We start from the raw sequence: 5,891 nt of genomic DNA, 5'->3' as shown, positions 1-5,891 counted from the left end.
TGCTGCTGAGCCGCCGCATAAGGTCCCAGCACATCCTCGCCTTGATCGACTGGCAATTGCTGGTCTTGTTCATCGGCCTGTTCGTCGTCAACCACGCCCTGGCCGACAGCGGCCTGCTCGGCGCGGCGCTTGCCGCCCTCAAGCAGGGCGGCGTCGACATGGCGGTGCCGGCCTGGCTTTTCGCGGTCACGGCGGTGCTCTCCAACCTGTTGTCCAACGTGCCGGCGGTCATGCTGCTGCTGCCCGCCGCCGACCACGCCCTGGCGGGGCCGATTCTCGCCCTGGCGAGCACCCTGGCGGGCAACCTGTTCATCGTCGGCAGCATCGCCAACATCATCGTCGTCGATCAGGCGGCGCGCCTCGGCATCCACATCGGCTGGCGCGAACACGCCCGCGTCGGCGTCCCGGTCACTTTGGCGACCCTGGCCCTGGCGGCCCTATGGCTGTGGCTGGTGGCTTAGAACAGGAAGGAAGGAGCGGTGGCAAACAAATGACCAAGGACCAAGGACCGATGGCGAATTCCTTGCGATTGCGCCCAATCAACCAGGCCCCTGCCAACCCGCAAGGCGACTACGTCCTCTACTGGATGATCGCGGCGCGGCGCCTGCGCTGGAACTTCGCCCTCCAGCACGCCATCGCGCAAGCCCGTGAGCTGCGCAGGCCCCTGGTGATTCTCGAGGCTCTGCGCTGCGATTATCCCTGGGCGAGCGCGCGGCTGCACCGCTTCATCCTCGACGGCATGGCCGAGCACGCCCGCGCCCTGGCGCAATCGCCGGTGCTCTATCATCCCTATGTGGAGGAGCGCCGGGGCGCGGGCAAGGGTTTGCTGGAGACCCTGGCCGAGGGCGCCTGCCTGGTGGTCACCGACGATTTTCCGGCGTTTTTTCTGCCGCGCATGGTTCAAGCAGCGGGAAAAAAGCTCGGGGTGCGCCTGGAAGCGGTGGACGGCAACGGCCTGCTGCCCCTGGACGCCGCTCCCCAGGCCTATCCCAGCGCCTACGCCTTGCGCCGCTTCCTGCAGAAAAACCTGCCCGGACACCTGAGCGACCCGCCCCTCGCCGATCCCCTGGCCGACCGCGGCCTGCCCGTCCTCAAGGCCCTGCCGCAAGCCGTTCAGGAGCGCTGGCCCGCGGCCTGGGCGCGTCTGGCCTCCACGGATTACGACCTCGCGAGCCTGCCCATTGATCAGCGCGTCGGCGCTGTCGCCCTGCGCGGCGGCAGCCGCGCGGCAAGCACCCAGTTGGAATTGTTCCTCGACGAACGCCTTGGGCACTACGCGCTAGAGCGCAACGAGCCCGAACGCGCCGCCACCAGCGAGCTCTCGGCCTACCTGCATTTCGGCCATCTCTCGGTGCATGAGGTCTTCAGCCGCCTTGTCAAACAGGAAAACTGGAACCTGGGGCGCCTCGGCCCGGAGAGCAAGGGCCGGCGCGCCGGCTGGTGGGGGATGTCGGCGAACGCCGAAGCCTGGCTCGACCAGTTGGTGACCTGGCGCGAGTTGGGCTACAACTTCTGTCGCTACCGCGCCGATTACGACCGTTACGAATCCCTGCCCGACTGGGCGCTGGCCACCCTGGAGCGGCACGCGGAAGACCCGCGACCCTATCTGTACGATCTGGAGGATTTTGAACAGGCGCGCACCCACGATCCTCTGTGGAACGCCGCCCAGCGCCAGTTGCTGCGCGAGGGCGGCATCCACAACTATCTGCGCATGCTCTGGGGCAAGAAGATTCTCGAATGGAGTCGAGCGCCGCGCGCGGCGCTCGACATAATGATCGAACTCAACAACAAGTACGCCCTCGACGGCCGCGACCCCAACAGCTACAGCGGAATTTTCTGGTGCCTGGGTCGCTACGACCGCCCCTGGCCCGAGCGGCCCATCTACGGCAAGATCCGCTCCATGAGTTCGGAGAATACGGCGCGCAAGGTTTCCGTGGAAGCTTATCTGCGCCGCTATGGAGACTAAGGCGGAATCAGGGATAAACGAAGAACAGCTGCTTGCCGTTGACCTGGAAGCCGGTGATCAGGGCCTGGCCTTCGGCGGATAACAGATAGTCGATGAACCTGTCGGCCAGATCGATCTTGACGTGGGGATGGCGCTCCGGATTGACGGCAATCACGCCGTAAGGATTGAAGAGCCGCTCATCGCCCTCGCACAGCACCTCCAGGTTGGTCTTGCCCAAATAAGCCAGATAGGTGCCGCGATCGGCCAGGGTGTAGCCCTGAAGTTCCGTGGCCATGGCAATAACCTCGCCCATGCCGCGCCCTGACTCGATGTACCAGTTCCCCGTGGGCGCAACGCCGGCTTGCTGCCAGAGATTCTTTTCCATGACATGGGTGCCGGACTGGTCGGCCCGCGACACGAACCGCGCCTGGACGGCGTCGATCTTGGCCAGAGCTTGCGTCGCGTCCTTAAGCCCGCGTATCCCGGCAGGGTCGGTCTCAGGCCCCAGAATCACGAAATCGTTGTACATCAGGTCATGGCGCTTGACGCCGAAACCGGCCGCGACAAAGGCATCTTCCTGGGCGCGGGCATGCACCATGACCACGTCGGCATCGCCGGCTTCACCCAACTTGAGTGCCTGGCCCGTACCCACGGCGATGACATCGACGCGCACGTTGTTTCTCTGCTCAAAGGGCGGCAAGAGCACGTCGAGCAAGCCGGAATTTTGCGTCGAGGTGGTGGTTGCGAGAATCAGGCGCTCCTGGGCGAGGCCCGCGGTTGCCGTCAGCAGGCACAGGACGGCGGCAAGAAAAAGGGACCAGCGTTTCATGATTGTCCTCCACAAAGAGTTGTTTCCGCCAAAATCTTCCAAAAACGACCAAAAAACACCAAGACAAACAACAAACACAAAGATCGTCTTTCCCCTTTCCCTTGTCAATAGCAAAAAAAAAGCCCCCGCTAGTGTCCCGTGTGGCTAGTCTTGTCAAATAATTCTGAGATATTTTTGGTGTTGCCAAGGCGTCGCCAACGCAGTCCTAGCCGTGCGCTAAGTCAAGTTGGCGCAACGAAGGCAGCGCCGAAAATAGCCGGAATTAGAAGACAGGACTAGCCGCACGGGGCACGAGGACGGGGGCACACAGAACGGCAAGGCCAAGGTTCATGAGGATTGGGGATACATCATACGGCCGCTCAGGCTCAGATCGTAACCCGGCAGTTCCGCGGCCAGGGCGCGAAACTCCGGTTCACGCAGCAGATCGAGAAAGAGCTGCACCCCCTTGAGGAAAAAGCTGTCCTTGGGAATCAACAGATCGAAGCGCTCCCAGCGCGAGGGCAGAAAATCCAGCCCCAGCAAGGCAGCGACCGGCCGGATGGCCGGACCGATGTCGGCGCGGCCACCAAGAATTTCAAGACCGACATCGAGGTGGCGCAACACCTCGTGCCCATAGCCGGCCACCCGTTCCGGATCGATTCCGACCCGACTCAACTCCCGATCGAAAACCAGGCGGGTGCTGGTGCCCAGGGGGCGATTGACCACGCGCAGCTTCTTCTCGCCGATATCCCGAAGACCGCTGACGCCCAACGGATTTCCCTGCGCCAGCAGAAATCCCTGTTCACGCCGGCAGAAATTGACCACGGCCGGCAAGGAATCCAGCTCCCCGGCCGCATAGGAGAAGTTGAACTCGTCCTTGTCCTCCTCGGGCAGATGGCTGGTCGCCACCTGACAGAGGCCGCGCCGCAAGGCCTTGAGACCACCAAGGCTCCCCAGGTTGCCGAACACCGCCACCTGTTCGGGGTTAATCTTCATGAACAGCGCCAGAGCGCGATCAAGCAGGATGTCGTTGCTGCCCGCCAGGACCAGCAGATTGGGTTGCTGCAGGAGCGGTTCACGCTGGACCGGATAATTGATGGTCTTGCTCTCCACCCACTGCTCGACCAGATCCTCGGGAAACACCCACTTGCCGGTGATCTTGGTGGCGGGCAACCCCTTGTCGGTGATCAGGGTGTAAACCATCTTTTCGTTGATGCCCAGCAAATGGGCGACTTCCTTGGTCGAGAGCAGCTTCTTCATCGGCAACCTGTCATTTTTGGTTTATTAGCGTAATTATTTACCAGTCGCATTGCCCCCTGATACCACAATCCATCCCCAAGCCCAATAGAATACCTGATCTTTCTGGCGCCCTCCATGAATTTTACAATCCGCATGGCACGCACCAACAAATATCTCTGCCGTCCGGGGTTGACAGCGGGCGGAATCTTGCTAAATTCAAGACTTATTCTTTGCGGAGAATAATTTTCCAAAAGAAAGCAACCTTGGATGACGGATACCGCCTCGCGCCTCGACCAGATTCTGACCAAGCTGCGTGCCCTGGATTGTCGCATCACGCCGCAGCGCCTGGCGGTGCTGCGAATACTGCTGGAAAGCCCGGGGCATCCGACCATGGAGGAAATTTACGCTCAGGTGCGCCGCGATTTTCCCACGGTGAGCCTCGCCACCATCTACAAGACGGCAACTCTTCTCAAGGGGCTCGGCGAGGTGCTGGAAGTGGGCATGCGTCACGGCAGCAGCCGCTACGACGCCCACAAGCCCTACCCCCATCCCCATGTGATCTGCACCCACTGCAAGGCGATTCTGGACTTCGAGGAACTGCCCCTTGCCGAACTGACCCAGGCGATCGCCGAGAAAACCGGCTTTGAAATCAGGGACCACCAGCTTGAATTTTTCGGCCTCTGCCCCGCCTGCCGCGAGGGCGGGTCGCCGACCTGACCAGCGGCCGGGGGCGCGGCACGGGCGCCGCGGCCCCACGAAACTTCATCATTTTTCACAAGGAGGATTCACGACGTGGCACGACTTCAAGGCACCAAGACCGAGAGAAACATCCTGACCGCGTTTGCCGGCGAGAGCCAGGCGCGCAACCGCTATACCTACTATGCCGCCCAAGCCAAGAAGGAAGGCTATGTGCAGATTTCGGTGATTTTCGAGGAAACCGCCGACCAGGAAAAAGAACACGCCAAGCGCCTCTACAAGATGCTCGAGGGCGGCGAGGTGGAAATCACCGCGTCCTTTCCCGCGGGCAAGATCGGTTCGACGGCCGAAAACCTAAAGCGCGCCGCCCAGGGTGAAAACTACGAGCACACCGACATGTACCCCTCCTTCGCCCGCACCGCCCGCGAGGAAGGCTTCGAGGACATCGCCAAGGTCTTCGAGGCCATCGCCGTGGCCGAAAAGCAGCACGAGAAGCGCTACCTCGACCTGCTTAGCAACGTCGAGAACAGCCGCGTCTTTCACCGCGAGCAGTCGCAAGTGTGGCGCTGCCGCAACTGCGGCTACATCCACGAAGGCAAGGGCGCCGTGGAAATCTGCCCGGCCTGCGCCCATCCCCAGGCGCATTTCGAACTGCTCGGCGAGAATTACTGACCTCCGGTTTCACTCCAGAATCACATTGCCCGCCACCAGGGGGTGCCCGGCTGGGCGCCCCCTTTTTTTCAATGAAAGATTTCCCAAAAAACACATTTTTTTCGTCAAGACAATTGACAGTGGCGTTTGTTGGGCTATGAATTAGTCCATCACCGCCGCAACGGCTTGTCTTATCGCGCGAAATCGAGGGGAAAATGGCGCGCCTTGATGTTCGAGTCAAAACCGGCCTTCGCGCCCAAGCCGTGTACGCAACGGAACGTGACACCCGCGAAGAGGCCGTGACCATCCGCGAACTGAGCCTCGCCGGCGCAGTCATCGAGCCGCTGCGGGGAAAACCCAAGGACGTTTTCACCCTTCGCGCCCAGTTGCCGCCCTTCGGCGACGTGGAACTCAAAGGCGACGTAGTGCGCATGGACAATGCCCATGCGGCCGCCGTGCGCCTCTTTTATTCCGACCGCACCACCTCCTCGACCCTCTGGCAATACATCCGCGCCCGTCTTCAGCCCGGCGAGAAATGCCCCTATTGCGGGC

The 5,891-nt window shown here is 61.8% G+C and carries 6 protein-coding genes and 1 pseudogene; 5 read left to right on the top strand and 2 right to left on the bottom strand.

Annotation, left to right across the window (positions count from 1 at the left end; translation table 11 throughout):
- Positions 1-461: SLC13 family permease (locus QAT43_RS13745; RefSeq protein WP_305043657.1), on the top strand; the 461-nt coding region annotated here is incomplete at its 5' end.
- Positions 462-511: 50 nt separating this feature from the next.
- Complete coding sequence (locus QAT43_RS13740) at positions 512-1,966, top strand: deoxyribodipyrimidine photolyase (protein ID WP_305043656.1); 1,455 nt, start codon at positions 512-514, stop codon at positions 1,964-1,966.
- Between the two features lie 7 nt (positions 1,967-1,973).
- Here the strand turns inward: QAT43_RS13740 and QAT43_RS13735 are convergent, their stop codons facing one another.
- Positions 1,974-2,774 carry a substrate-binding domain-containing protein gene (locus tag QAT43_RS13735; protein WP_305043655.1) on the bottom strand — a complete coding sequence of 267 codons (801 nt, stop codon included), beginning with the start codon at positions 2,772-2,774 and terminating at the stop codon, positions 1,974-1,976.
- A 327-nt stretch (positions 2,775-3,101) separates the two neighbouring features.
- Positions 3,102-4,013, bottom strand: a complete 912-nt coding sequence (locus QAT43_RS13730) for a helix-turn-helix transcriptional regulator (protein WP_305043654.1) — start codon at positions 4,011-4,013, stop codon at positions 3,102-3,104.
- 246 nt (positions 4,014-4,259) lie between these two features.
- On the opposite strand from QAT43_RS13730, the gene QAT43_RS13725 reads away from it, so the two are divergent.
- The 3 genes and pseudogenes from QAT43_RS13725 to QAT43_RS13715 form a co-directional block, all read left to right on the top strand.
- Positions 4,260-4,709, top strand: coding sequence for a Fur family transcriptional regulator (locus QAT43_RS13725; protein ID WP_305043653.1), 450 nt, complete (start codon positions 4,260-4,262; stop codon positions 4,707-4,709).
- 75 nt (positions 4,710-4,784) lie between these two features.
- Positions 4,785-5,360: a rubrerythrin gene (gene rbr, locus QAT43_RS13720; protein WP_305043652.1), complete on the top strand. Its 576-nt coding sequence runs from the start codon at positions 4,785-4,787 to the stop codon at positions 5,358-5,360.
- 194 nt (positions 5,361-5,554) lie between these two features.
- Positions 5,555-5,891, top strand: a pseudogene (locus tag QAT43_RS13715) (hypothetical protein); the annotation flags it as partial.

It is taken from the genome of Geoalkalibacter sp. (assembly GCF_030604225.1).
Lineage (GTDB): Bacteria > Desulfobacterota > Desulfuromonadia > Desulfuromonadales > Geoalkalibacteraceae > Geoalkalibacter.
This window is presented reverse-complemented; position numbering and strand designations above follow the sequence as displayed.

Coding starts and splice junctions, on each gene's coding strand:
- QAT43_RS13740 (WP_305043656.1), top strand. CDS start 512: ATGGCGAATTCCTTGCGATTGCGCCCAATCAACCAGGCCCCTGCCAAC.
- QAT43_RS13735 (WP_305043655.1), bottom strand. CDS start 2,774: ATGAAACGCTGGTCCCTTTTTCTTGCCGCCGTCCTGTGCCTGCTGACG.
- QAT43_RS13730 (WP_305043654.1), bottom strand. CDS start 4,013: ATGAAGAAGCTGCTCTCGACCAAGGAAGTCGCCCATTTGCTGGGCATC.
- QAT43_RS13725 (WP_305043653.1), top strand. CDS start 4,260: ATGACGGATACCGCCTCGCGCCTCGACCAGATTCTGACCAAGCTGCGT.